Origin of the sequence: Leisingera sp. JC11 (genome assembly GCF_040704725.1) — a bacterium.
GTDB lineage: Bacteria > Pseudomonadota > Alphaproteobacteria > Rhodobacterales > Rhodobacteraceae > Leisingera.
In genome coordinates this window covers 45,916-67,977 of sequence record NZ_JBFCVS010000020.1, presented here as the reverse complement: position 1 = coordinate 67,977, position 22,062 = coordinate 45,916, and the positions used below count along the sequence as shown (strand labels likewise).

At 64.4% G+C, this 22,062-nt stretch carries 20 protein-coding genes; 14 read left to right on the top strand and 6 right to left on the bottom strand.

The window, feature by feature from the left end; translation table 11 throughout:
- Together repB and repA are read right to left on the bottom strand one after the other, a co-directional pair.
- On the bottom strand, window positions 1-750 hold a 750-nt coding region (repB, locus tag AB1A62_RS18385; protein WP_366662933.1), incomplete at its 3' end, for a plasmid partitioning protein RepB.
- Window positions 750-1,925 carry a plasmid partitioning protein RepA gene (gene repA / locus AB1A62_RS18380; RefSeq protein WP_174149757.1) on the bottom strand — a complete coding sequence of 392 codons (1,176 nt, stop codon included), beginning with the start codon at window positions 1,923-1,925 and terminating at the stop codon, window positions 750-752. The genes repB and repA, both read right to left, overlap by 1 nt.
- 493 nt (window positions 1,926-2,418) lie before the next feature.
- Here repA and AB1A62_RS18375 point away from each other — a divergent pair, with 493 nt between their 5' ends.
- The 4 genes from AB1A62_RS18375 (at window position 2,419) to AB1A62_RS18360 (ending at window position 6,623) form a co-directional block, all read left to right on the top strand.
- Entirely contained in the window at window positions 2,419-3,975 is a 1,557-nt protein-coding gene (locus AB1A62_RS18375) for a trimethylamine methyltransferase family protein (protein WP_366662932.1), read from the top strand.
- A gap of 63 nt (window positions 3,976-4,038) precedes the next feature.
- The gene (locus AB1A62_RS18370; RefSeq protein WP_366662931.1) at window positions 4,039-5,142 is read left to right on the top strand and encodes a mandelate racemase/muconate lactonizing enzyme family protein; all 1,104 of its coding nucleotides are present in this window, start codon (window positions 4,039-4,041) and stop codon (window positions 5,140-5,142) included.
- Between the two features lie 15 nt (window positions 5,143-5,157).
- A complete protein-coding gene (locus AB1A62_RS18365) occupies window positions 5,158-5,892 on the top strand; it encodes an SDR family oxidoreductase (protein ID WP_366662930.1) in 735 nt (244 codons plus the stop codon).
- Window positions 5,889-6,623, top strand: coding sequence for an SDR family oxidoreductase (locus AB1A62_RS18360; protein ID WP_366662929.1), 735 nt, complete (start codon window positions 5,889-5,891; stop codon window positions 6,621-6,623). The genes AB1A62_RS18365 and AB1A62_RS18360 overlap by 4 nt, the downstream gene beginning before the upstream one ends.
- A gap of 104 nt (window positions 6,624-6,727) precedes the next feature.
- Here the strand turns inward: AB1A62_RS18360 and AB1A62_RS18355 are convergent, their stop codons facing one another.
- From AB1A62_RS18355 to AB1A62_RS18340, 4 genes are read right to left on the bottom strand one after another with little or no spacing between them, the layout of a single operon-like run.
- A complete protein-coding gene (locus AB1A62_RS18355; RefSeq protein WP_366662928.1) occupies window positions 6,728-8,068 on the bottom strand; it encodes an FAD-binding oxidoreductase in 1,341 nt (446 codons plus the stop codon).
- A complete protein-coding gene (locus AB1A62_RS18350) occupies window positions 8,065-9,564 on the bottom strand; it encodes an aldehyde dehydrogenase (protein ID WP_366662927.1) in 1,500 nt (499 codons plus the stop codon). Before AB1A62_RS18350 ends, AB1A62_RS18355 begins: the two co-directional genes overlap by 4 nt.
- Before the next feature lie 3 nt (window positions 9,565-9,567).
- Window positions 9,568-10,485, bottom strand: a complete 918-nt coding sequence (locus AB1A62_RS18345) for a dihydrodipicolinate synthase family protein (protein ID WP_366662926.1) — start codon at window positions 10,483-10,485, stop codon at window positions 9,568-9,570.
- Between the two features lie 8 nt (window positions 10,486-10,493).
- A complete protein-coding gene (locus AB1A62_RS18340) occupies window positions 10,494-11,204 on the bottom strand; it encodes a GntR family transcriptional regulator (RefSeq protein WP_366662925.1) in 711 nt (236 codons plus the stop codon).
- A gap of 160 nt (window positions 11,205-11,364) precedes the next feature.
- Here AB1A62_RS18340 and AB1A62_RS18335 point away from each other — a divergent pair, with 160 nt between their 5' ends.
- From AB1A62_RS18335 to AB1A62_RS18290, 10 genes are all read left to right on the top strand, one after another.
- Window positions 11,365-12,447: a glycine betaine/L-proline ABC transporter ATP-binding protein gene (locus AB1A62_RS18335; protein ID WP_366662924.1), complete on the top strand. Its 1,083-nt coding sequence runs from the start codon at window positions 11,365-11,367 to the stop codon at window positions 12,445-12,447.
- Between the two features lie 12 nt (window positions 12,448-12,459).
- The gene (locus AB1A62_RS18330) at window positions 12,460-13,395 is read left to right on the top strand and encodes a proline/glycine betaine ABC transporter permease (RefSeq protein ID WP_366662923.1); all 936 of its coding nucleotides are present in this window, start codon (window positions 12,460-12,462) and stop codon (window positions 13,393-13,395) included.
- A gap of 39 nt (window positions 13,396-13,434) precedes the next feature.
- On the top strand, window positions 13,435-14,424 hold the full coding sequence (gene proX, locus AB1A62_RS18325; protein WP_366662922.1) for a glycine betaine/L-proline ABC transporter substrate-binding protein ProX: 990 nt from the start codon (window positions 13,435-13,437) through the stop codon (window positions 14,422-14,424).
- A 76-nt stretch (window positions 14,425-14,500) separates the two neighbouring features.
- Window positions 14,501-15,451, top strand: a complete 951-nt coding sequence (locus AB1A62_RS18320) for a GlxA family transcriptional regulator (RefSeq protein ID WP_366662921.1) — start codon at window positions 14,501-14,503, stop codon at window positions 15,449-15,451.
- Window positions 15,452-15,583: 132 nt separating this feature from the next.
- Window positions 15,584-16,498: a LysR substrate-binding domain-containing protein gene (locus AB1A62_RS18315; RefSeq protein ID WP_366662920.1), complete on the top strand. Its 915-nt coding sequence runs from the start codon at window positions 15,584-15,586 to the stop codon at window positions 16,496-16,498.
- A 95-nt stretch (window positions 16,499-16,593) separates the two neighbouring features.
- On the top strand, window positions 16,594-17,748 hold the full coding sequence (locus AB1A62_RS18310) for an aromatic ring-hydroxylating dioxygenase subunit alpha (protein WP_366662919.1): 1,155 nt from the start codon (window positions 16,594-16,596) through the stop codon (window positions 17,746-17,748).
- Complete coding sequence (locus AB1A62_RS18305) at window positions 17,745-19,196, top strand: aldehyde dehydrogenase family protein (RefSeq protein WP_366662918.1); 1,452 nt, start codon at window positions 17,745-17,747, stop codon at window positions 19,194-19,196. Before AB1A62_RS18310 ends, AB1A62_RS18305 begins: the two co-directional genes overlap by 4 nt.
- 3 nt (window positions 19,197-19,199) lie before the next feature.
- Window positions 19,200-19,439, top strand: coding sequence for a hypothetical protein (locus tag AB1A62_RS18300; RefSeq protein WP_366662917.1), 240 nt, complete (start codon window positions 19,200-19,202; stop codon window positions 19,437-19,439).
- A gap of 199 nt (window positions 19,440-19,638) precedes the next feature.
- Window positions 19,639-20,733, top strand: coding sequence for an alcohol dehydrogenase family protein (locus tag AB1A62_RS18295; RefSeq protein ID WP_366662916.1), 1,095 nt, complete (start codon window positions 19,639-19,641; stop codon window positions 20,731-20,733).
- Window positions 20,730-21,854, top strand: coding sequence for a mandelate racemase/muconate lactonizing enzyme family protein (locus AB1A62_RS18290; protein ID WP_366662914.1), 1,125 nt, complete (start codon window positions 20,730-20,732; stop codon window positions 21,852-21,854). Before AB1A62_RS18295 ends, AB1A62_RS18290 begins: the two co-directional genes overlap by 4 nt.
- The last annotated feature ends 208 nt before the right edge of the window (window positions 21,855-22,062 follow it).

The window sequence follows — 22,062 nt, the reverse complement described above, 5'->3', positions numbered from 1 at the left end:
GGGGGTGTTCCGGGCATGTGCCAGAACCGCCTCGAACCGGCCGTCGGAGTCAAAGGTGGTGAAATCGGGCCGGTTTGTCCTGGTGATCGCCCGGGACCGCGCCGCGGGATCCTGGAACAGCTTGACCAGCAGCATCCAGCGGTCGCGGCCGATGCCCGGCGCCGATCCGATCGCCCGCAGGAACGGCAGGTCAAACGCCGTGCCGACCTTCAGCATCCGCGACACCATCGGCAGGTCGATCGACAGCGCCGCTGCAATTGTCGGCCGGTCATAGCCATCGTTCTGCAGCTGTGCCGCAAAGGATGCCTTCTCGATGAAGCTGAGATCCAGGCGGGAGGTGTTCTCCTGCCCCTGCGCCATCACCAGCGCGTGGTCGTCCAGCTGCCGCACCATCGCCTTCACCGGCAGTCCCAGCTCGCGAAGGGCCTGCAGGCGGCGGCGGCCATAGACGATTTCGAACCGTCCGGGCGCCTTGGGGTGCGGGCGCAGCAGCACCGGCACCTGCTGGCCGTAGGTCCGCAGGCTGTCCACCAGCTGGATATGCGGGGCGCCATCGCCGCCCAAACGGTCCTCATACCCGGCGTCGTCGATCAGCGCCGGGTCGATCTCCTGCACCGCGCTTTCCTGCAGCTTGCTGAGCGAAGATTGCAGCGCCCCGACCGCGCCGCGCGGCATCATCTTGGGTTTCGGCCCCGGAGCGGATGCTGCGGGGCTGCTGAGTGCCGTGCTGAGAATGCCTTTGCGTGCCATCAACGCCTCCATGCTTGTTGAAGGAGCGATTCTATTTCATCGTTAACTTGATTCAGTGAATCGACCGCACGGTCATAGGTTGACCTGTGAAACTGGGATCTTTCGACCTCGTAGACCGTCTGCTGGGTCAGTCCCGCATCGGAAATCGCGGTGGATTTCAGCATCGGGGCGACCATGACCTCCTCGCCGAACAATTGCCGCAGGAATGCAACCACCTGTTGCTGCGGCCCGTCATTCGGCTCGTAGCGGTTGATCAGGAAGCGCAGGAAATCGAACTCCAGCGTGGCGCCCGCGTTGGAGACCACGTCCAGCAGCTCGGCTGACATCTGCAGGAACTGCGACATCGAGGCGATGTCGAGCATGTTCGGCACCACGGTGATGATCACGCCCGTCGAGGCGCAGAGCGCCGACATGGTGAGATAGCCCAGCTGCGGCGGGCAGTCGAAGATGATCACATCGTAATCACTCTCAACCTCCTCCAGCGCCGCCGCCATGCGCGAGAAGAACGCGGGCTGCACGTTGTTGATCAGCGCCTGCGGGGTCTCATGCTCGAATTCCTGCAGGATCAGCCCGCCGGGCGCCAGGTCCAGATTGGCGAAATAGGTTTCCTGGATGATGTCGCGCAGAGGCAGGGGGTCTTCATAGCGGATTGCGTCATAAATCGTCCCTGTTTCGAGGAAATCGACCTCTGGCTGGTAGCCGAAAAGCGTCGTCAGCGACGCCTGCGGGTCGATGTCCACCGCCAGCACCCGGTAGCCCTTGAGCGCCAGCCGCTGCGCGGTGTGGATCGACGATGTGGTCTTGCCCGATCCGCCCTTGAAGTTCAGGAACGACAGCACCTGAACCTTGTCGCCTTCGCGGCGGCCGCGCAGGTAGGTGCCGGGGGTCTTGGCCGCGGCATCCAGGATCTTGCGCATCTCCATCAGGTCGGCTGCGGAATAGTGGCGGCGCCCGCCCGGTGTGGTGTGCACCTCGGGGAATTTGCCGTCAAAATGCAGCTTGCGCAGGAAGCTTGGGGAGATCCCCAGCATCTCTGCCGCCTCGCCGGCGCTGAACAGGCGCAATTCCTTCCTTGCATCCGGTGCGAAACTGGCCAGCATGTGGCTGTTGAGGGCCGCACTGAGGTTTTCCGCGTTCTCGCGGATACGCTGATTGATGTGGAGTGCTACTGCCACCTGCTGCCCTCTCGATAGTAACGCTGTTTTGCGTCAGCGCTTTATTTATCGTTTCTATACGCAATGCGAGCAGCGTTTTGCAATAGATTCCTTCATTTACAGGTTGCATCGGACCTTGGCCGTGGTTTGCCGGATTGCCGCCTGCAAGGCAACATTTTGAATAACCTACTGAAATGTATGAAAAACCTTCACTAGGCGCAACGCGGGGCAGGGCAGGGGGCAAAACCCGGTGCGACTTTGCATATTGCGCAGCATTAGACCGCGGCTGAGTCGCGCGAACCTCGGAAAATCCTGTGTTTGCAGCAAAATCAGGCTCTAAACCAGGCCGGAGCCGGGGTGAAGGTGCGTGCCGTCTGGCCCGCCCCAGGCAGGGGTGGACAAGCCTGGGCCGGTTCCAGGGGATGGGGTGTCGGTTTCTGCAACCGGATTTCGCAATCCTGCAGGTGAAACCCGATTCATTTGGTGAAACTGCCGGTCAAAGGAGACCCCTGCCATGACTGAGCAAGCCACCACATCCCGCGCACGCTCCGGCGGCCGCAACGCCCGCCGCGCCCTGCGCACCGCCCCCAAGTTCGACATGCTGCCGGGCCTGACCCGCAATATCCCCCTGTGCGAGGTGATGGATGGCAGCCAGGTCGAGCGTATCGACAACGCGTCGATGAACATTCTGGAAAACGTCGGCGTCCAGTTCCGCGATCCCATCGCGCTGGAAGACTGGAAGCGCGCGGGCGCCAAAGTTGATGGCGAGCTTGTCTATCTCGACCGCGGCCTGGTGCGCGAGCTGATCAAGACCATCCCCAGCGATTTCACCTATCACGCGCGCGACCCTCAGAAAAACGTGCGACTGGGCGGCAAGCATTCAATTTTCGTTCCGATGACCGGCGCGCCCTTCCTGCGCGACCTTGATGACGTGCGCCGCAATCCGATGCTGGAAGATCTGGCGATGTTCCACAAGCTGGCGCATATGATGCCGGCGCTGCATTCTTCGGCGCACCACATCGTGGAGCCTTACGACCATCCGATCAGCCAGCGCCATCTGCGGATCACCTACTCGTCGATGAAATACTCTGACAAGACGTTCATGGGCATGACCACCAGCCCCAAGAACGCCGAGGACGTGATGGATATGTGCGCCATCCTGTTCGGGGAAGAGTTCATCATGAACAATCCCGTAACCACCGGCAACTGCAACGGCAACTCGCCGCTGGTCTGGGATGAAACCATGCTGGGCGCCATGCGCGCTTTCGGTAAGCGCCGCCAGCCGGTGCTCTGCTCGCCCTTCGTTCTGGGCGGCGCCAACACCCCGGCCTCGGTCGCAGCCTCGGTTGCACAGCTGAATGCCGAGGCGCTGTCGGCGCTGGCCTATACCCAGGTCTGCAACCCGGGGACCCCGGCGATCTACGGCCATTACCTGTCGACCGTCAGCATGAAGTCCGGCGCGCCGATGGCTGGCACGCCCGAGATTTCGCTGATGAACTTCATGATCGGCCAGATGGCGCGCTACTATGACGTGCCGTGGCGGACCTCCAACACCCTGGGCGGCGCCAAGACCTTTGACGCGCAGGCGGGGTATGAATCCGCCACCACCCTGTCGGCTGTGATCCACGCCGGCGCCAACTACATCTGGCATTCGGCGGGCTGGAACGAGGCCGGCATGCACTGCTCGGTTGCCAAATTCATCGTCGATGCAGAGCAATGCGCGATGGCCTACCGGATGGCGGAAGGCCCGAAATGGGACGACTTTGACCAGGCCGTTGCGGCGGTGCCGGATGTCGGCCCTGGCGGCCACTACCTGGGCCATCCGCACACCCAGGAGAACTTCCAGCAGGCGTTCTTCATGCCGGAGCTGTTCGACAACAACTCGATCGAGCAGTGGCAGGCCGAGGGCAGCGTCGAGATCACCGAACGCGCCTTGACCCGCGCCAAGAAACTGCTGGCGGAATACCAGGAGCCGAAGCTGGACGAGGCCAAGAACGAAGAACTGCTCGACTATATCGCCCGGCGCGAGCGCGAAATCCCCGCCGCGGATGAGCTGAACCAGGATTACTAAGCTTCCTCCCCGACTGGCCCGCCCTGAAATGGGCGGGCCTTTTTTTCTGACAGGGTGCAAAACATGAAAATCGCGGAAATCCACATCTACCAGCATGATCTGCCGGTTAAGAGCGGCCCCTACACCATGGCCAACGCAGAGGTCTGGGCGCTGGACACGACGCTGGTGAAACTGGTGGCCGACAACGGCCAGACCGGCTGGGGCGAGACCTGTCCGGTGGGGCCGACCTACGCCGAAGCCCACGCAGGCGGTGCCCGCGCGGCGCTGACTGCGATGGCTGAAGGGCTGATCGGGGCCGAGGTGGCACCGGTGACCCTGCACCGGCGGATGGACGGGCTGCTGAACGGCCACAACTATGCCAAGGCCGCCATCGACATCGCTGCGCATGACCTCTTGGGCAAGCATCTGGGCGTCAGTGTTTCCACCCTGCTGGGCGGTGCGGCGACCGACCGGGTGCCCTCCTATTACGCCACCGGCGTCGGCGCGCCGGACGACATCGCCCGGCTGGCCGCCGAGAAGCTGGCGGAGGGCTATCCGCGCCTGCAGGTCAAGGTCGGCGGCCGGCCGGTGGAGTTGGATATCGAGACCATCCGCAAGGTCTGGGAGAAGATCGGCGGCTCCGGCATGCGGCTGGCCGTCGATGGCAACCGCGGCTGGACCACGCGGGACGCGCTGCGCGTGAGCCGCGAATGCCCCCAGATTCCTTTCATCATGGAGCAGCCCTGCAACACGCTGGAAGACCTGCAGAAAATCCGCCCGCAGATCAGCCACGGCCTGTACATGGATGAAAACAGCACCAGCCTCAACACGGTGATCACCGCAGCCGGCACCGGCCTGGTGGATGGCTTCGGCATGAAGGTCACCCGGATCGGCGGTCTCCAGCCCATGCGCGCCTTCCGCGACATCTGCGAGGCCCGCAACCTTCCGCATACCTGCGATGACAGCTGGGGCGGCGACATCATCGCTGCCGCCTGCACCCACATCGGCGCCACGGTGAAACCGGGCCTGCTGGAGGGCGTCTGGCTGGCTGCGCCGTATATCGAGGGCAACTACGACGCCGAGAACGGGATCCGTATCGAAAACGGCCACATCAGCGTGCCGCAAGGGCCGGGTCTGGGCGTCACGCCGGATGAGAGCCTGTTCGGTGCTCCGGCGGCCTCGTTCTAAAGGAGAGAGAACAGCATGGAATTTCAGGGAAAATGCGCGCTGGTCACCGGCGCCGCGGGCGGCATTGGCGCCGCCATCGTTGAGCGTCTTCGGGCGGCGGGCGCCCGGGTCGCCGTGGCCGACCGCGACACCAGCGCGATCGAGGCGGAGGCGCATCTGCCGGGCGACCTGCTGGAGCCGGATTATGCCAACGCGCTGCCGCAGGCCGTGCAGCTGGCGCTTGGCGGACTGGACATCGTCATCAACAACGCCGGTGTCATCACCCGCGGCCCGGTGACCGAGACCTCGGACGCCGACTGGCACCTGTCGATTGGGGTGAATGTCGAGGCCCCCTTCCGCATCTGCCGCGCCGCGATCCCGATCATGGCGCGCTCGGGCGGCGGTGCCATCGTCAACACCTCGTCCTGCTGGGGCGGCAGGAACCCGGGGCCGAACCACGCGCTCTACTGCATGACCAAGGCGGCGATTGCCTCGCTGACGCAGTGCATGGGGATGGACCACGCGCATCAGGGTATCCGCATCAATGCGGTCTGCCCGAATGAGGTGAACACGCCGATGCTGCGGACCGGTTTTGCCAAGCGTGGCTTTGATCCGGATACCGCGGTGGCGGAGCTGGGCAAGAGCGTTCCTCTGGGCCGGATCGCCGAGCCGGAGGATATCGCCGATGTGGTGATGTTCCTGGCCTCGGACGCGGCGCGCTACATGTGCGGCGCGCTGGTGGAAGTGAACGGCGGGAAACCGGTGTCATGATGCGGTTTCAGGGCAAGGTTGCGCTGGTCACCGGCGGGCGTAGCGGCATCGGTTTGGCGATTGCCCGGCGGCTGCGGGACGAGGGCGCGCGGGTGTTCACCGCGCAGCGCGGTGCGGATGCGGAGTTCGAAGCGATAGCGGCGGATTTCACCGACCCGGACAGCCCCGCACAGGCGGTGGCAGAGGCGGTCAGCCGGGCAGGAGGCCTCGACGTGCTGGTCAACAACGCCGGCATGATGCAGGAAGCGGGTGTCGAGGAGATGAGCCTCGACGACTGGCAGCGCAATCTGACCGTGAACCTGACCGCGCCGTTCCTGATGATCCAGGCGGCGCTGCCGCATTTGCGCAGGTCCCGCGGCAGCATCGTCAACACGGGATCTATCGAGGGGCTGGGCAGCAATCCCGGCCACGCCGCCTATTGCGCCTCCAAGGCCGGTCTGCACGGCCTCACCCGTGCGGTGGCAGTGGATCATGGGCACGAGGGCATCCGCTGCAACGCGGTGGCACCCGGCTGGATCGACACCGAGCTGAACCTGGACTTCATCGAAGCGATGCCTGACCCGGACGGCTTCCGCCGCGATATCGGGCGCATCCACTCGGTTGCGCGCACCGGCAAGCCGGAGGAGGTGGCGGCGCTGGTGGCCTTCCTGGCGTCAGAGGATGCCGGGTTTATCACCGGCCAGGTCTATACTGTGGATGGCGGGCGGATGGCCAAGCTGAGTTTGCCTTAGAAAAAAGGGGAGCTGGACCTCGAAGCTCCACCCCCCCGTTCACCTTTGTAAAATACTCCGGGGGAGCCGCCGCAGGCGGCGGGGGCAGCGCCCCCTTTCACCCGTTATTCCTTGCCGGAGCGCCATTCCTTCCACATCAGGTAGGTATTGGCGCCCAGCGAGGCAAAGGGTTCCGGCGGCAGTTTGGGCGGCATCGGCTGGGCCAGGAAATGGCTGGCGATCTTCGATCCGCCCTGTAGAACCAATTCGGCAATGCCCATGCCCTGCAAAGTGCCGCGGGCGATGCCGAGGCCGTTCTGGCAGCAGGCGGAATAAACACCCTGGTCCAGCTCCCCGAAAGCCGCAGATCCGTTGCGGCTGAGGCAGAGCATGCCGGCCCAGCGGTGCTCCATCCGTACATCTTCCAGATGCGGAAACCGCTCCTTGAACTTGCGGTCATGCACCCAGCCCGCGTTGCGCAGGCGCATATCGCTGGTCTCGATTGCCGGGTGGAAGCTGGAGCAGGTCCGGACCAGGATCCGGTCGCCATAGGTGCCGGAGATCCGCCGCACGGAGGTGCCCATCGGGTCCGCGGGGGTGACCGACCAGCGCGGCTCTCCGCCCAGGCGTTTGATCTGCTCCGGCGTCAGCCGCTCGGTCATTGAGGCATAGAGGCAGATGTGCATCAGGCGGCGCTGGTAGAAGCCGAAGCTTTCCAGGTGGCCGTTGTTGGCCAGGATGACGCTGCCGGTGCTGATGCGGCCTTTTGGGGTGCTGACAACCCAGCCGTTGCCCTGTTTCTCGAACCCGGTGGCGGGGGAGTTTTCGAACACGCTGACCTGCCCCGCCAGATGCGCCGACAGGGCACGGATATAGGCGGCGGGCTGGATCATCACCGTGCCCGGCGCATAGAGACCGGAGGTGTAATGAGGACTGCCGGTGCGCTCCTGCATCTCCTGCCGGCTGAGCAGCTGATGCGGTTCGCCCAGCCGCTCCAGATGGGCGGCAAAGTCGCGGTTGTGCTTGTCGCCGGCCTTAGTGGCGGCGGCGTTGATCTTGCCTGCGGGGTCAAACATCTCCTGGGGCAGAGCGCAATCCTCGGCCACACCCTTGGCGAAATCGATGGCCTTGCGGTTGAAGGCAATCGCGGCCTTGTCAGCCTCCAGCCCCGATCCGGCATAGTTGTCAGAGGCCAGATCATGCGGCAGGTCGATCATGAAACCGGAATTGCGGCCTGCAGAGCTTTCCGCAAAACGGCCTGCCTCCAGCAGGGCCACCTTCAGCGAGGGGTCCAGCTGGTGCAGGCGGCGGGCGGCGGACAGGCCCGCGAAGCCGCCGCCTATGATGGTGACATCGGCGGTCAGATCACTTTCCAGCACCGGCAGGGCGGCCTGCGGCGGCAGGATGGCATTCCATCCCGCCGCGCCGGTTTGCCGGGGCAGGCGTTTTGCGGCGTAGGCGGTCAATCCACGGCCTCGTCTGCGTCGTCGGCCAGGTCGATCCAGATGGTTTTCAGCTGGGTGTACTGGTCGTGGGCATGGACCGAGTTGTCGCGGCCGCCAAAGCCCGACTGCTTGTAGCCGCCGAAGGGCGTGGTGATATCGCCCTCGCCAAAGCTGTTCACCGTCACCGTGCCTGCCCGGATGGCGCGGGCGCCGCGGATCGCGCGTTTGGCGTTGGCGGTGAAGATCGAGGCGCAAAGGCCGTACTGGGTGTCATTGGCGATGCGGATCGCCTCGTCGAAGCCGGTGACCTCGATCACCGACAGGACCGGGCCGAAGATCTCCTCGCGCGCCAGCACCGCGTCATTGCCGGGCACCTCGACCACGGTGGCCTCGACAAATGCGCCGTCATGCGCCTTGCCGCCCAGCACCACGTTTTCGGCCTGTTCCAGATAGCCGCAGACCTTGTCGAAATGCGCGCGTGACACCAGCGCGCCCATGCGGGTTTCCGGGTCCAGCGGGTCGCCGACGTTCCAGGCCTTGGCGTGATGGGCGATGCGCTCCAGCAGTTCAGCCTTCACGTCCTTGTGCACGATCAGGCGCGACGAAGCCGAGCAGTTCTCGCCCATGTTCCAGAAGGCGCCGTTCACGATGTGGGCGGCGACACGGTCCAGGTTCTCGGCGTCGTCCATCACGATGGCGGGGTTCTTGCCGCCCATCTCCAGCACCACTTCCTTGGCGTTGCTTTCTGCCGAATAGCTGAGGAAGCGCTTGCCGGTCACGGTGGAGCCGGTGAAGGAGACCATGTCGATATCCATGTGGCGGCCAATGGGCTCGCCCACCTCGGCACCGCCGCCGGGCACGATGTTCAGCACACCGCGGGGCAGGCCGGCTTCCATTGCCAGCTCGGCCACCCGCAGCGCGGTCAGGGTGGTCTCGGCGGCGGGTTTCACCACCACGGAGCAGCCAGCAGCCAGCGCCGGACCGATCTTCCACGCCAGCATCAGCAGCGGGAAGTTCCAGGGCAGCACCAAGCCTACCACACCGATCGGTTCACGCACCACCATGGCGATGTGATCGTCTGACGCCGGCGAGACCTGATCATAGATCTTGTCGATCGCCTCTGCGTGCCATTTCAGGCAGTGGATGGTCTCCGGCACATCGACGGTTTCGCAGTCATAGATGGTCTTGCCGCTGTCGAGGCTTTCCATCACCGCCAGCTCATGGGCGTTGCGGGTCATCAGCTTGCACAGCCGGATCAGCACGTCCTTGCGCTCCGACGGGTGCAGTTTCGACCAGCGGCCGTCGTCGAACGCCTCGCGGGCTTTTTCGACCGCGATATCAACATCCGCAGCGCCGCAGGCCGCGATATCGGCCAGTTTCTCGCCGGTGGCCGGGTTCACGGTCTCGAACGTCTTGCCGGACGCGGCCGGGCAGAATTTGCCGTCGATGAACGCGCCCGTGGGCAGGTCCAGATTGGCGGCGATGGATTTGTATTCGTCCTGAGTAAGCAAAGTCATTCCTTAACCCTCCGCCTCGATATCTGCGATTTTCTGTTTCAGCACCCGCACGACTTGTTCCAGCGCGCGTTTGTCGTCCTTGTTCAGCCCCTTCAGCGGCGCGCGCATGGCACCGGCTTCGATGCCGTTCATGGTGACGCCGTGCTTGATGGTCTGGATGAACTTGCCGCCCTGTTCGAGGACGCGCATCAAGGGCATCATCGCCGACATGATGCGGCGGCCCTTGGCAAAGTTGCCCTCGATCACGCAGGCATTGTAGAGCGCCACGTGTTCCTTCGGCAGGAAGTTCGAGCCGCCGCAGACCCAGAAGGGCGCGCCCCAGGCAAAAAATTCCAGCGCCTGGTCGTCCATGCCGCAGCCCAGCTGGATATGCGGATAATCCCGCGCCAGCAGGTGCACCCGGTTGATGTCGCCGGAGCTTTCCTTGATGCCGCAGAAATTGCGGGAGCGCCCGACCCGGTCGAGGAACTCCTCGCCCATCATGGTGCCGGTGCGGTGCGGGTAGTTGTAGAGCATCACCGGCAGGTCAGCGGCCTTGTCGATCGCCAGCGCGTTCAGCGCGTTTTCGCGGTCGGTCGGGACCGAGTAGGGGGGCGAGGCCAGCAGGATGCTGTCGGCCCCTATGCCCTTGGCGCCCTCGGCCAGCGCAATGGAGTCGCTGGTCAGCATGGCACCGGTGCCCACCACCAGCGGCAGGCGGCCCTTCAGCCGTTCATGGGTGAAGCGGGCCAGCGCCACGCGTTCATCCACGGTCTGGGCATAGTTCTCGCCGGTGGAGCCGCCGGAGATCAGCCCGTGAACGCCGGCGTCAATCAGGTATTCGATGACATCGGCCAGCGCGTCCCAATTGACGCTGCCGTCCTCGAAATGGGGCGTCACGACGGGGGTATATATCCCCTCAAACCGGAATATTGGGGTCATCTGGGTCCTCATGCAGGGGTTTTGCGCGCCACCGTCCCCAGCGGCACGTCAAGCCCGGCGGGCATGACGAACAGCTCGATCTGGTCGCGCGACAGGTTCCAATGGTCAATCGCTAGCTGGCCGGCCGCCGCCTCGTCACCGGCCTCGATGGCGGCGATGATGGCGTCGTGCTGGGCGCTGGCCTCGCCCAGGTTCTCCGCCATCTGGCGGTCCTGGGGGCGGTAGAAGGTCATGCCGATGCGGGCATGGTCGATCAGCAGACGCTGAAAGGAGGGGGCGAGGTAGATGTTGTCGGCCATCTCGCCGGTGATCTCGTGAAAGCGGTTGTTGGCCATCGCCCGGTCGGCGCCGGAGCCGGAGCGCAGCGCCGCCTTGAAGTCCTCCTGCGCCGCTTTCAGCTCCGCGATCTGGGTTTCGGTGGCGTTCTTGGCCGCCAGCTGCAGCACCGCGCCATAGATCATCGGCGCCGCCAGGAAGAAATCGCGCAAAGTCATATGCGACATCTCGCTGACCCGCGCACCGCGGTTTTCCCGCAGATCGACATAGCCCTCGCCGGCCAGCTGGCGCAGCACCTCCCGCAGCGGGGTGCGGGACAGCTCGAACTCCTCCGACAGCTTCGATTCGTCGAGATCGGCGCCCGGCCGCAGGGCAAGCGTCATGATGGCCGCTTTCAGGTGGCCATAAAGCGCTGCTTTCCTGTTTTTGGACGCGTCCTTCATCTCAGTCTCCATCGTTGCATCTGAACCTGTGCGGGCAGGATGGCCCGGCGGCATAGGCCTGTGCAACCTGATTGCTCATTTTGTGTTAGAAGAAAAAACAATTTGTGTACAGAGAAAAAATATGCAGTATGCACGAAATGTTTTCGGAGGAGGGAACCGGGTGACGACGCAACCTGACGAAGCCGTGATCGACTGCCGCAATCTGTGGAAGATCTTTGGCCGCCGCGCGGACGAGGCGATGAAAGCCGTTCAGGAACAGGGGCTTGGCAAGCTGGAAGTGCGCGACCAGTTCGACTGTGTGGTGGGGGTGCAGGACGCCACCTTTACCGTCGGGCGGGGTGAGATCTTCTGCATTATGGGGCTGTCCGGATCTGGCAAATCGACCTTGATTCGCCATGTGAACCGGCTGATCGAACCGACCTCAGGCCAGCTGTTCATCGAAGGCCAGGATGTGAATCAGCTGTCCGCGAAGGATCTGCGCGAGGTGCGCGCCGAGAAAATCGGCATGGTGTTCCAGAACATGGCGCTGATGCCGCACCGCACGGTGCTGGAGAACGTTTCCTTCAGCCAGGAGGTGCGCGGCCATGATGCGCGCGAACGCCGCGAGAACGCGATGCGCGCCATCGACGCGGTCGACCTCAACGGCTGGGACCAGAAATACCCGGACGAACTGTCGGGCGGGATGCAGCAGCGGGTCGGCCTCGCCCGCGCCATTGCCGCCGATCCCTCGATCCTGCTGATGGATGAACCCTTCTCGGCGCTCGACCCGCTGATCCGCCGCCAGCTGCAGGACAAGTTCATGTCGCTGTCTGCAGAGATGAAGAAGACCACCCTGTTCATCACCCACGACCTGGACGAGGCGATCCGCATCGGCGACCGCATCGCCATCATGAAGGATGGCGCTCTGGTGCAGGTCGGCACGCCTGAGGACATCGTGACCAACCCGGCGGACGACTATGTCGCCGATTTCGTCGCGGGCATTTCCAAGCTGGAGCTGATTTCCGCGGGCAAGATCATGGAGCCGGTCGCTTCCTTCGAGCAGCGGCAGGGGCCGATCGACCTGGGCAGCTGGCCGGAGGCGCATCCCGATCATTCGCTCGACGATCTGGTCAACCTGTCCATCGCCACCCAGCACCCGGTGGTGGTCAAGGCCGACGGCAGGCCCATCGGCATTGTCACCAAGAACGCCCTGCTGCGCGGCATCCAAGGCCATGCCGACGACGCGGCCAGCCTGAAGCACTGAGGAGGCAAGACCATGGCAGAGAACACCTACAGCATCCTCGACCCGTTTTCCGCGGTTGATCTGGGGCTCGCGGAATCGGCGGACGGGGTCAAGCAGTGGGCAATTGCCAACCGCGCGCTGATCCAGCCGGTGAAGAAATTCTTCAACGAGATGATCGTCGGCATCGACACCGCGCTGAATGCGGTGCCGCCGCTGGTGATGCTGGCGATCCTGATCCTGATCGCCTGGCAGGCCGCGGGCCGCCGGGTGGCGATCCTGGTCGGCGTTTCGATGTTTGCGCTCGGCTTTCTGTCGCCCAACGCCTGGGGGCTGGCGATGACCACCCTGGCGATTGTGGTCTCGGCGGTGATCCTGTGCTTCGTCATCGGCCTGCCGCTGGGGGTGCTGGCTGGCAAGAACGACCGGTTCGAGGCGGCGATGCGGCCGGTGCTGGACACCATGCAGACGATCCCGGCCTTTGTGTACCTGGTGCCCGTGGTCATGCTGATCGGCATCGGCAACGTGTCGGGCGTGATCGTGACGATCATCTTTGCGCTGCCGCCGCTGATCCGCCTCACCAGCTTGGGCATCCGCGGCGTCAATGCCTCGGTGGTGGAGGCCGCGCGCGCCTTTGGCGCCAGCCCGCGCCAGATCCTGTTCAAGGTCGAGCTGCCGCTGGCCACGCCGACCATCCTGGCCGGCGTCAACCAGACCATCATGCTGTCGCTGTCGATGGTGGTGATCGCCTCTATGATCTCGGTCAAGGGGCTGGGCAACGAGGTGCTGCGCGCCATGGGCCGGCTCGATGCGGGCAAGGCGCTCGTCGGCGGCCTTGGCATCGTGATCCTGGCCATCGTACTGGACCGCATCACCCAGGGCATGGGCCAGTCGGGCCGCGACCGCGGCCACCGCCACTGGTGGCAGGGCGGCCCCGTCGGCGCGGTGCTGCGCCTGGCCGGCAAAAACTGACTTTCTCTTTCATCTGAACACCCAAGGGAGGACTTACTTATGTTCAGGAAAACCGCTCTGGCTGCGCTGGCAGCCTCCACCATGCTGGCGGGCACTGCGTTTGCCAGCGAGAAACCCGGCGAAGGCGTCACCGTCCGCCCGGTGATCCAGTCCTATCTGGAGGAGTTCTTCCAGCACCGCATCCTGTTCCGCGCGCTGGAGGATCTGGGCTATGAGGTCGCCGAGCCGCAGGAAGTCGAGGCGCAGACCGTGCACCTGGCGCTGGGAACCGGCGATGCCGATTTCACCGCGGTGCATTGGAACACCCTGCACCACACCTTCTTCGAGGAATCCGGCGGCGACGCGGTTCTTGAAAAGGTCGGCACCCTGATCGAGGGCGCGCTGCAGGGCTATCTGATCAACAAATCCGCCTATGACGCGGGTATTCAGAACCTGGGCGACCTGACCGACCCGGAAAACGCCAAGCTGTTCGACGCCGATGGCGACGGCAAGGCCGATCTGGCCGGCTGCGTGCCGGGATGGGGCTGCGAGCGGGTGATCGAGCATCAGCTGTCCGAGTTCGGTCTGCGCGACACCGTGAACCACAACCAGGGCGCCTATAACGCCATCATCGCCGACACCATCGCCCGCAACGCGGCCGGCGAAAACGTGCTCTACTACACCTGGACGCCTTACTGGGTCTCCGGCGCGCTGGTGCCGGGCAAGGACGTGGAGTTCCTGGCGGTGCCTTACTCGTCGCTGCCTGATGGCGCCACCGCCGACACTACTTTTGACGGCAAGGACCTGGGCTTTGCGGTCGACAGCATCCGGATTGTTGCCACGGATGAGTTTCTGGCCGCCAACCCGGCTGCGGCCAAGCTGTTCGAGCTGGCCAAGATCGACATCAACGACATCTCGGCCCAGAACAAGCTGATCGCCGACGGCGAGGACAGCTCGGACGATATCGACCGCCACGTTGATGCCTGGATCGAGGCAAACCGCGAAACCTACGACAGCTGGCTGGACGCGGCCCGCGCGGCGGCGGAATAATAGCAGCCAATACCTGTGCCACCGGGCTGCGCGGGGTGAACCCCTCGCGCAGCTCAATCCATTCTGAGGGCAAGCCATGACCAAGACGCAGCATTTTGCCTTTCTCCTGGTGGAGGAATTCTCGCATCTGGCGTTTTCCTGCGCGGTGGAACCGCTGCGGATCGCCAATCTCGTCAGCGGCAAGGATCTCTATGACTGGTCGTTCGGATCGGAGAACGGCGAGACCGCGACTTGCTCCAACGGCTCGGTGACGCTGGTGCACTACGGGTTTGACGCGATCCCGAAATGCGACCGGCTGTTTGCCCTGTCGGGCATCCATATGCGCAACCACGTGACCAAGCCGCTGTTGGCGGCGCTGCGCCGGGAGAAGGCGCGGGGGATTTCCGTCGGCGCGCTGTGCTCCGGCGCCTGGGTGCTGGCAGAGGCCGGGTTTCTCAATGGCATGCAGGCGGCGATCCACTGGGAATACCACGACAGCTTCATGGAGGCGTTCCCGGAGGTGAACCTGGTGCGCAGCGTGTTTGTGGCGGATGAAAAGCATGTGACCGCTTCCGGCGGCACCGCCACGGCGGACCTGATGCTGCACCTGATCGAGCGGGAGCACGGGTATGATCTGGCCGTCGCGGTGGCCGACCAGATGGTCTATAACGCGGTGCGCAACGCCACCGCAGAGCAGCGGGTGTCGCTGCAGTCGCGCAACGGTATGCGCAATGCCCACCTGGCCCGCGCCATCCAGATGATGCACGACCACATCAGCGACCCGGTGTCGCCCTCGGTGATCGCCGAGGAGATCGGCATCTCCACCCGCCAGCTGGAGCGGCTGTTCGGCAAATACCTCAATACCTCGCCCAAGAAATACTCGATGGAGATGCGGCTGGAGCGCGCCCGCAATCTGCTGATCCAGACCGAGGCTTCGGTGACAGACGTGGCGCTGTCCTGCGGCTTTGACAGCCCGGGCCATTTTTCGCGGGTCTACAAGGCGGCCTTCAACGTGACCCCGATGCTGCAGCGCGGACGGATTGATTGAGCAGCCGGGAACCGGTGCGGTTTCCGGCCGAGCAGACGGCGGATACCTGAAATTTTCGCTCTGGCCATCAAAGGCGCATTTCCCATATTGAAATGAGGATCGCTCATCCGAGCCGCCAGCCAGGAGCCGCAGATGTCCCGCCGCCACTACAACCTGCCGCCGCTCACCACCCTGGCCGCGTTCGAGGCCGCGGCCCGGCACCTGAGCTTCAAGAACGCGGCGCAGGAATTGTCCGTGACGCCCGGCGCCGTCAGCCATCAGGTGAAGGCGCTGGAGGCGGAGCTGCAGGCGCCGCTTTTCCAGCGCAAGCACCGCGGCGTGGAGCTGACGGAGGAAGGCGAGGCGCTGTTTGAAACCCTGGCGTCCTCGTTCTCCAAGATTTCCCTCAGCCTCAAGACCATTCGCGACCGTCAGACAGGCGACACCGTGACCATCGGCTCCACCTCCGCCGTTGCCTCGCTTTGGCTGTCGCCCTCGGTGGTGCGCTTCTGGCGGCAGCATCCGGATGTGAACGTCAACCAGATCGTCAACGACCGGCCGCTGCGCAGCATGCCGGATGTGGATTTCTACATCCGTTACGGGCGCGAGCGGGATACCCGGCTGGAGCAGACAGAGCTGTACCGCGACCACCTGGTGCCGGTCGGCAATGCGGATCTGGCGGAGAAACTCACCGGCTGCCCCTTGGAGGAACTGGCCCAGCAGCGGCTGTTGCATCTTGAGTCCGACGACAGGAGCTGGACCACCTGGACCGACTGGTTCCAGCAGCTGGGCTATGACGGCCCCATTGCGCCCGGCGTGCGGGTGAACAACTATTCGGTGGCGCTGCAGGCAGCGCAGGACGGGGCAGGGCTGGCTCTGGGCTGGCAGCGGCTGCTGAATCCGTTGCTGACAACAGGTCAGCTGGTGCCGATCGGCCCGCATGTGCTGGCGGCGCCGCACGGGTTCCACCTGGTGGGCCGGCCGGATGCGGATCTGTCGGAATCCGCCCGTTTGCTTCGCAATTGGGTGATTGACGAGGTCAATCGCAGCTCGGGTGAATCCAGCTAACCCCAGCGCGAAAATTCCTGATATTGAGTGAATCTGCTCTCTCCCTTCAATGGCGCAAAACGCGCACATCTTTTTCCAGCTTGGAGAGACCCCAGATGAACAAGCATGACACGCTTGCCCCGGTGATGGCTCCGGTCAATGTTGCCAACGGCCTGCCGAACGCCCATTACATCGATCCCGCCGTCTTTGCCGAAGAAAAACGCTCGGTTCTGTTCAAGAACTGGTCGGGCATCGGCTTTGGCAAGGACGTGCCGGAGCCGGGCTATGCCAAGCCGGTGGATTTCCTGGGCATGCCGCTGCTGATCGTGCGCGACAAGGACGGCGAGATCGGCGTCTTTCAGAACACCTGCCGCCACCGCGGCATGATCCTGGTCGAGAAGGCCGGCAAGATCCGCGGCGCCATCCGCTGCGCTTATCACAGCTGGTGCTATGGCCTCGATGGCCGCCTGGTCTCCACCCCGCACGTCGGCGGCCCCGGCAACAACAAGCATGAAGACATCAAGCTGGATGAGCTGGGCCTGGTGCGCATCCGCTCTTATGTCTGGCGCGACGTGGTGTTTGTGAACGTCGACGGCACCGCGCCGGAGTTCGAGGAGGCCCACGCCGACCTGCTGGAACGCTGGAAGGAATTCAACACCCCGGTGCATCACGGCGGCGAAGGCTCCGGCTTCAAGCTGGAGGTGAAAACCAACTGGAAGCTGGCGGTCGAGAACTACTGCGAAAGCTACCACCTGCCGTGGGTGCATCCGGGCCTGAACAGCTATTCCCGGCTGGAAGACCATTACAACATCGAGGTGCCGGGCAAGTATTCCGGCCAGGGCACCCTGGTCTACCGCCAGCTGAAGGGCGAAAACGGCGAGCTGTTCCCGGATTTCGAGGGGCTCAGCAGCAAGTGGGACGAAGGCGGCGAATACACCGCCGTCTACCCGAACGTCCTGCTGGGCGTGCAGCGCGACCATGCCTTTGCGATCATCCTGGAGCCGGTCGACACCGAGAACACCGTTGAGCACATCGAGCTCTATTATTCCAAATCCCCGGAAGAGACCCCGGAGCTTGACGGCCTGCGCACCGAGAACGCCAAACTGTGGAAGACCGTGTTCGAGGAAGACGTCTTTGTCGTTGAGGGCATGCAGAAGGGCCGCCATGGCGAGCTGTTCGACGGCGGCCGGTTCTCGCCGGCGATGGACGGGCCGACCCACAACTTCCACGCCTGGGTGGCCGATCAGGTGACCAAAGGCCGCGAGGCATGAGTTCTTTCCTGAAAGACGGGCTGGCCAGGAATTTCCTGGCCGGTGCCTGGGTCGAAGGCGACGGCGGCGCGCGCATCGCGGTCGAGGATCCGGGTAACGGCAGCCATGTGGCCGACTGCGCGCTGGCGGGCGAGGAAACCCTCGCCAAGGCGCTGGACGCGGCGCGGGCGAGTTTCGAGCGCGGCGACCTGGCCGCGATGAAGCCCGCCAAGCGCGGCCAGCTGATGCAGCGCATCGCGGCAGAGATCCGTGGCATTGCCGACGAGGGCGCGGAACTGCTGTGCCTCGAAAGCGGCAAGAGCCTCAGCGCCGCGCATGACGAGTTTGAGGAGGCCGCGCAGTATTTCGAATACTACGGCGGCATGGCCGACAAGATCGAAGGCAAGTCGATCCCGCTCGGCCCCGACTACGCCGATTACACAGTCTATGAGCCCTACGGGGTTTCTGCCCAGATCGTGCCGTGGAACTTCCCGGTGTCGATCGCTGCACGGTCCTTGGCCCCTGCGATGGCGGCGGGCAATTCGGTAATCATCAAATCGCCGGAACTGGATCCGATGGCGCTGGCGATGCTGGGCGTGGCGCTGGAACGCGCCGAGGTCCCCGCGGGGACGGTCTCGATCCTGAACGGCATCGGCTCTGAACTGGGCGCGCGGCTGGTCGAAAGCCCGGCGGTGGATCAGATCGTCTTTACCGGCTCGGTGCCGACCGGCCAGGCCATCCTGCGCGCCGCCGCCAACCCGGTGACGCCCGCGCTGATGGAGCTTGGCGGCAAGTCCGCTGCGGTGGCCTTCGAGGACGCCAATCTGGACACGCTGATGTCCTCCCTGCAAAGCGGCATCTTTTATAACGCCGGTCAGGTCTGCTCGGCCATGTCGCGTGTGCTGGTGCACCGCTCGATTTATGACGAGGCGGTCGAACGTGCCGCTGCGCTGGCAAACGGCCTTAGCGTCGGTCACGGGCTGGAAAACCCCGGCCTGACCCCGGTGATCTCTGCCCGGCAGCTGGATGGCATCGAGACCCTGACCGCCACTGCCCGCCAAAGCGGCGCCCGCGCGGCATCCGGCGGTGCCCGGCTGGAGCGGGAAGGCTATTTCATGGCGCCGACCATTCTGGCGGATGTGGACCCCGCATCCCGTGTCGCGCAGGAGGAGATTTTCGGCCCCGTCACCTGCTTCACGCCCTTCGACACCGAAGCCGAGGCGATTGCCATGGCCAACGGCACCGAGTTCGGGCTGGTGGCGGGTGTCTTCACCCGCGATCTGGCACGGGCGCACCGGGTGGCGAACCGTCTGCGGGCGGGGCAGGTGTTCGTGAACGAATGGTTTGCGGGCGGCATTTCCACCCCGTTCGGCGGGGTCGGCAAATCCGGTTTTGGCCGCGAAAAGGGACTGGAGGCGCTCTATAACTATGTGCGCACCAAGAACATCGCGATCTCGCTGAAAGGCTGACGGATGGAGCGCGCAGATCTCGACCGGGCGCTTCTGCAGGCGCATGAGGACAAGGACAGCGCAGAGCTGGTCCGGCTTTACACGCTGGCCGGTGACATGGCCGAAGAGGCGGGCAGTATTGATGCCGCCTGCTTCTACCTGACCCACGCATTCGTATTTGCGCTGGAGGCCGGACTGCCGGAAGCGAAAGAGCTGAACCGCCGTCTTGCGGAGCGGGGCCGGGCGCATCCGCTGGAGCTCTGACACAAGTTTCAGGCTGTTGTCCCCGCGGGGGCAGTGGTCTGTTATGGCCGGCAGGGGAGGGCCGGCCAATCTGATTACCGGCACATGCCGCGTTCGCTACCGTTCACGCGGCATGTGCCAGAATTTTTGATTTCGCATGTTCAGGGAGCCCAAAACCGGATTCCGTTTGCGGGCAGCATGCTTGGAGGGAGAAAGACTCATGATCCCCAGCAAAATGGCGGCGGTCCTGCTGACCGGCCACGGCGGCATCGAGAAACTGGAATACCGCACCGACGTGCCGGTGCCGCAGCCCGGACCGGGCGAGGTGCTGATCCGCGTTGCGGCGGCGGGCATCAACAACACCGATATCAATACCCGCATCGGCTGGTACTCCAAGGCGGTCGACGCCGACACCAATGCGGGCGGCGCCAGCGGCTTTGACAGTGTGAACGATGATGACGCCAGCTGGTCCGGCAAGCCGCTGGAGTTCCCCCGCATTCAAGGCGCGGACGCCTGCGGGCATATCGCAGCAGTGGGGGAGGGCGTCGATGCCTCCCGCATCGGCGAGCGGGTGCTGGTGCGCAACATGCTGCGGACCTATGTCGACTACCGGCCCTATGAATGCTGGACTTTCGGCAGCGAATGCGACGGCGGCTTTGCGCAGTTTGCGGTGGCCCCTGCGCGCGAAACCCATGCGGTGAATTGCGATTGGTCCGATGCCGAGCTGGCCTCGATCCCCTGCGCCTATTCCACGGCGGAAAACATGCTGCACCGGGTCGGCCTGGGCGCGGAGACCGTGCTGATTTCCGGTGCCTCCGGCGGCGTGGGCTCTGCTGCCGTGCAACTGGCCAAGCGCCGTGGCGCCACGGTGATTGCGTTGTCCTCTGCCGCCAAGGCGGATGAGGTGCTGGCGCTTGGTGCCGACCGGGTGGTGGACCGTAACGCGGATCTGGTCAAAGAACTGGGCGAAGGCTCCATCGACGTGGTGGTCGATCTGGTCGCGGGTCCGCAGTGGCCGTCGTTTCTGGACGTGCTGCGCCGGGGCGGGCGATACACCACCGCCGGCGCCATCGCCGGGCCGATTTCAGAGATCGACGTGCGCACGCTCTACCTCAAGGATCTGACGCTGATGGGCTGCACCTTCCAGGAGGATGAGGTGTTCGCCAATCTGGTCTCCTACATCGAGGCTGGGGAAATCCGCCCGCTGGTGGCCAAGACCTATCCGCTGAGCGAGATTGCCGCCGCGCAGGAGGATTTCCTGAGCAAGAAGCACACCGGCAAGCTGGTGCTGATGATCCCGGAGGTTTCCGAATGAAGATCAGGAAGATCGAGCTGTACCAGCTGGATCTGCCCTATTCCGGCGGCGTCTACATGCTGTCGGGCGGGCGGGAGTACCGCAGCTTTGACGCGTCCTTCGTGCGCATCACCACTGACACGGGCCTCGAGGGCTGGGGTGAAAGCACCCCGTTCGGCTCCACCTACATCGCCTCGCACGCCCTGGGCGCGCGGGCGGGTATTGCCGAGATTGCGCCCTATCTGCTGGGCCGCGATCCGCGGCAGATGGACCGGATCAATGAGGCGATGGATGAGGCGCTCTTGGGCCATAACCATGCCAAGTCTGCAATTGATCTGGCCTGCTGGGACCTGTTCGGCAAATCGGTCAACATGCCGGTTTGCGAGCTGCTGGGCGGTTCGACGGGCAAGCGCCTGCCGGTGATCTCCTCAATCTATGCTGGAACACCGGAGGACATGCGCGCCCGCGTCGCGCAGCACCGGGAGATGGGCTATCTCGGCCATTCGGTGAAAATCGGCGCGCTTGATGCCGAAGGCGGCCCGGCGCTGGACGCCGAGCGCATCCGTGCCTCGCTGGCCGACCGGCAGCCGGGCGAGTTCTTCCTGGTTGATGCCAATGGCGGGCTGACGCCAGAGACTGCGCTGCGCATGCTGCGGATGCTGCCCGAGGGGCTGGACTTCGTGCTGGAGGCGCCCTGCAAAACCTGGCGCGAGACCATGTCGCTGCGCACGCGCTGCAACGTGCCGATCATCCTGGATGAGCTGGTGCAGCAGGATGAGGACATCGCCCTGATGCTGGTGGAGGATGTGGCCGACGGCATCGGCCTCAAGATCTCCAAGGCCGGCGGGCTGACCCACGGGCGGCGGCACCGGGACATGTGCCTGGCCGCGGGCGCGACCGTCAGCGTGCAGGATACCGTTGGGTCTGTGGTCGCGTTCTCCGCCATCGCCCATCTGGGCGCCACGGTGCCTGAGCGCTCCTTGCGCTGCATTCTGGACTGCCGCGATATGGTGACGCTGAAAACGGCGGAATTCGATGCGCCGGTCAAGGACGGGGGTGTACTGGTTCCGGATGCGCCGGGGCTGGGCATCACCGTTGATCGGGATCTGATGGGCGAACCGCAGGCCGTCTGGGACGCCTGACTAAGCAGTATTTGGTAGAATCAGTTTCAACGGCCTGTTGAGACTGACAGGCAGACTGGCCCGCCTAGGCGGCGCCTGCGGGAACGGAGTTGCCGTTTCCGCCTGTCCGCTTTGACGGTTTCCCGGAGGCCGTGAGCGCCAACAGTCTGATAAAAGCGCGCAGTGCACAGGAAATTGGAGGACGGGCCGGGTGGCGGCCTTGCTATTC

Coding starts and splice junctions, on each gene's coding strand:
- AB1A62_RS18310 (WP_366662919.1), top strand. CDS start 16,594: ATGAACAAGCATGACACGCTTGCCCCGGTGATGGCTCCGGTCAATGTT.
- AB1A62_RS18340 (WP_366662925.1), bottom strand. CDS start 11,204: ATGAAGGACGCGTCCAAAAACAGGAAAGCAGCGCTTTATGGCCACCTG.
- AB1A62_RS18370 (WP_366662931.1), top strand. CDS start 4,039: ATGAAAATCGCGGAAATCCACATCTACCAGCATGATCTGCCGGTTAAG.
- AB1A62_RS18375 (WP_366662932.1), top strand. CDS start 2,419: ATGACTGAGCAAGCCACCACATCCCGCGCACGCTCCGGCGGCCGCAAC.
- AB1A62_RS18365 (WP_366662930.1), top strand. CDS start 5,158: ATGGAATTTCAGGGAAAATGCGCGCTGGTCACCGGCGCCGCGGGCGGC.
- AB1A62_RS18360 (WP_366662929.1), top strand. CDS start 5,889: ATGATGCGGTTTCAGGGCAAGGTTGCGCTGGTCACCGGCGGGCGTAGC.
- AB1A62_RS18295 (WP_366662916.1), top strand. CDS start 19,639: ATGATCCCCAGCAAAATGGCGGCGGTCCTGCTGACCGGCCACGGCGGC.
- AB1A62_RS18350 (WP_366662927.1), bottom strand. CDS start 9,564: ATGACTTTGCTTACTCAGGACGAATACAAATCCATCGCCGCCAATCTG.
- AB1A62_RS18300 (WP_366662917.1), top strand. CDS start 19,200: ATGGAGCGCGCAGATCTCGACCGGGCGCTTCTGCAGGCGCATGAGGAC.
- AB1A62_RS18305 (WP_366662918.1), top strand. CDS start 17,745: ATGAGTTCTTTCCTGAAAGACGGGCTGGCCAGGAATTTCCTGGCCGGT.
- AB1A62_RS18345 (WP_366662926.1), bottom strand. CDS start 10,485: ATGACCCCAATATTCCGGTTTGAGGGGATATATACCCCCGTCGTGACG.
- AB1A62_RS18320 (WP_366662921.1), top strand. CDS start 14,501: ATGACCAAGACGCAGCATTTTGCCTTTCTCCTGGTGGAGGAATTCTCG.
- AB1A62_RS18315 (WP_366662920.1), top strand. CDS start 15,584: ATGTCCCGCCGCCACTACAACCTGCCGCCGCTCACCACCCTGGCCGCG.
- AB1A62_RS18290 (WP_366662914.1), top strand. CDS start 20,730: ATGAAGATCAGGAAGATCGAGCTGTACCAGCTGGATCTGCCCTATTCC.
- AB1A62_RS18330 (WP_366662923.1), top strand. CDS start 12,460: ATGGCAGAGAACACCTACAGCATCCTCGACCCGTTTTCCGCGGTTGAT.
- proX (WP_366662922.1), top strand. CDS start 13,435: ATGTTCAGGAAAACCGCTCTGGCTGCGCTGGCAGCCTCCACCATGCTG.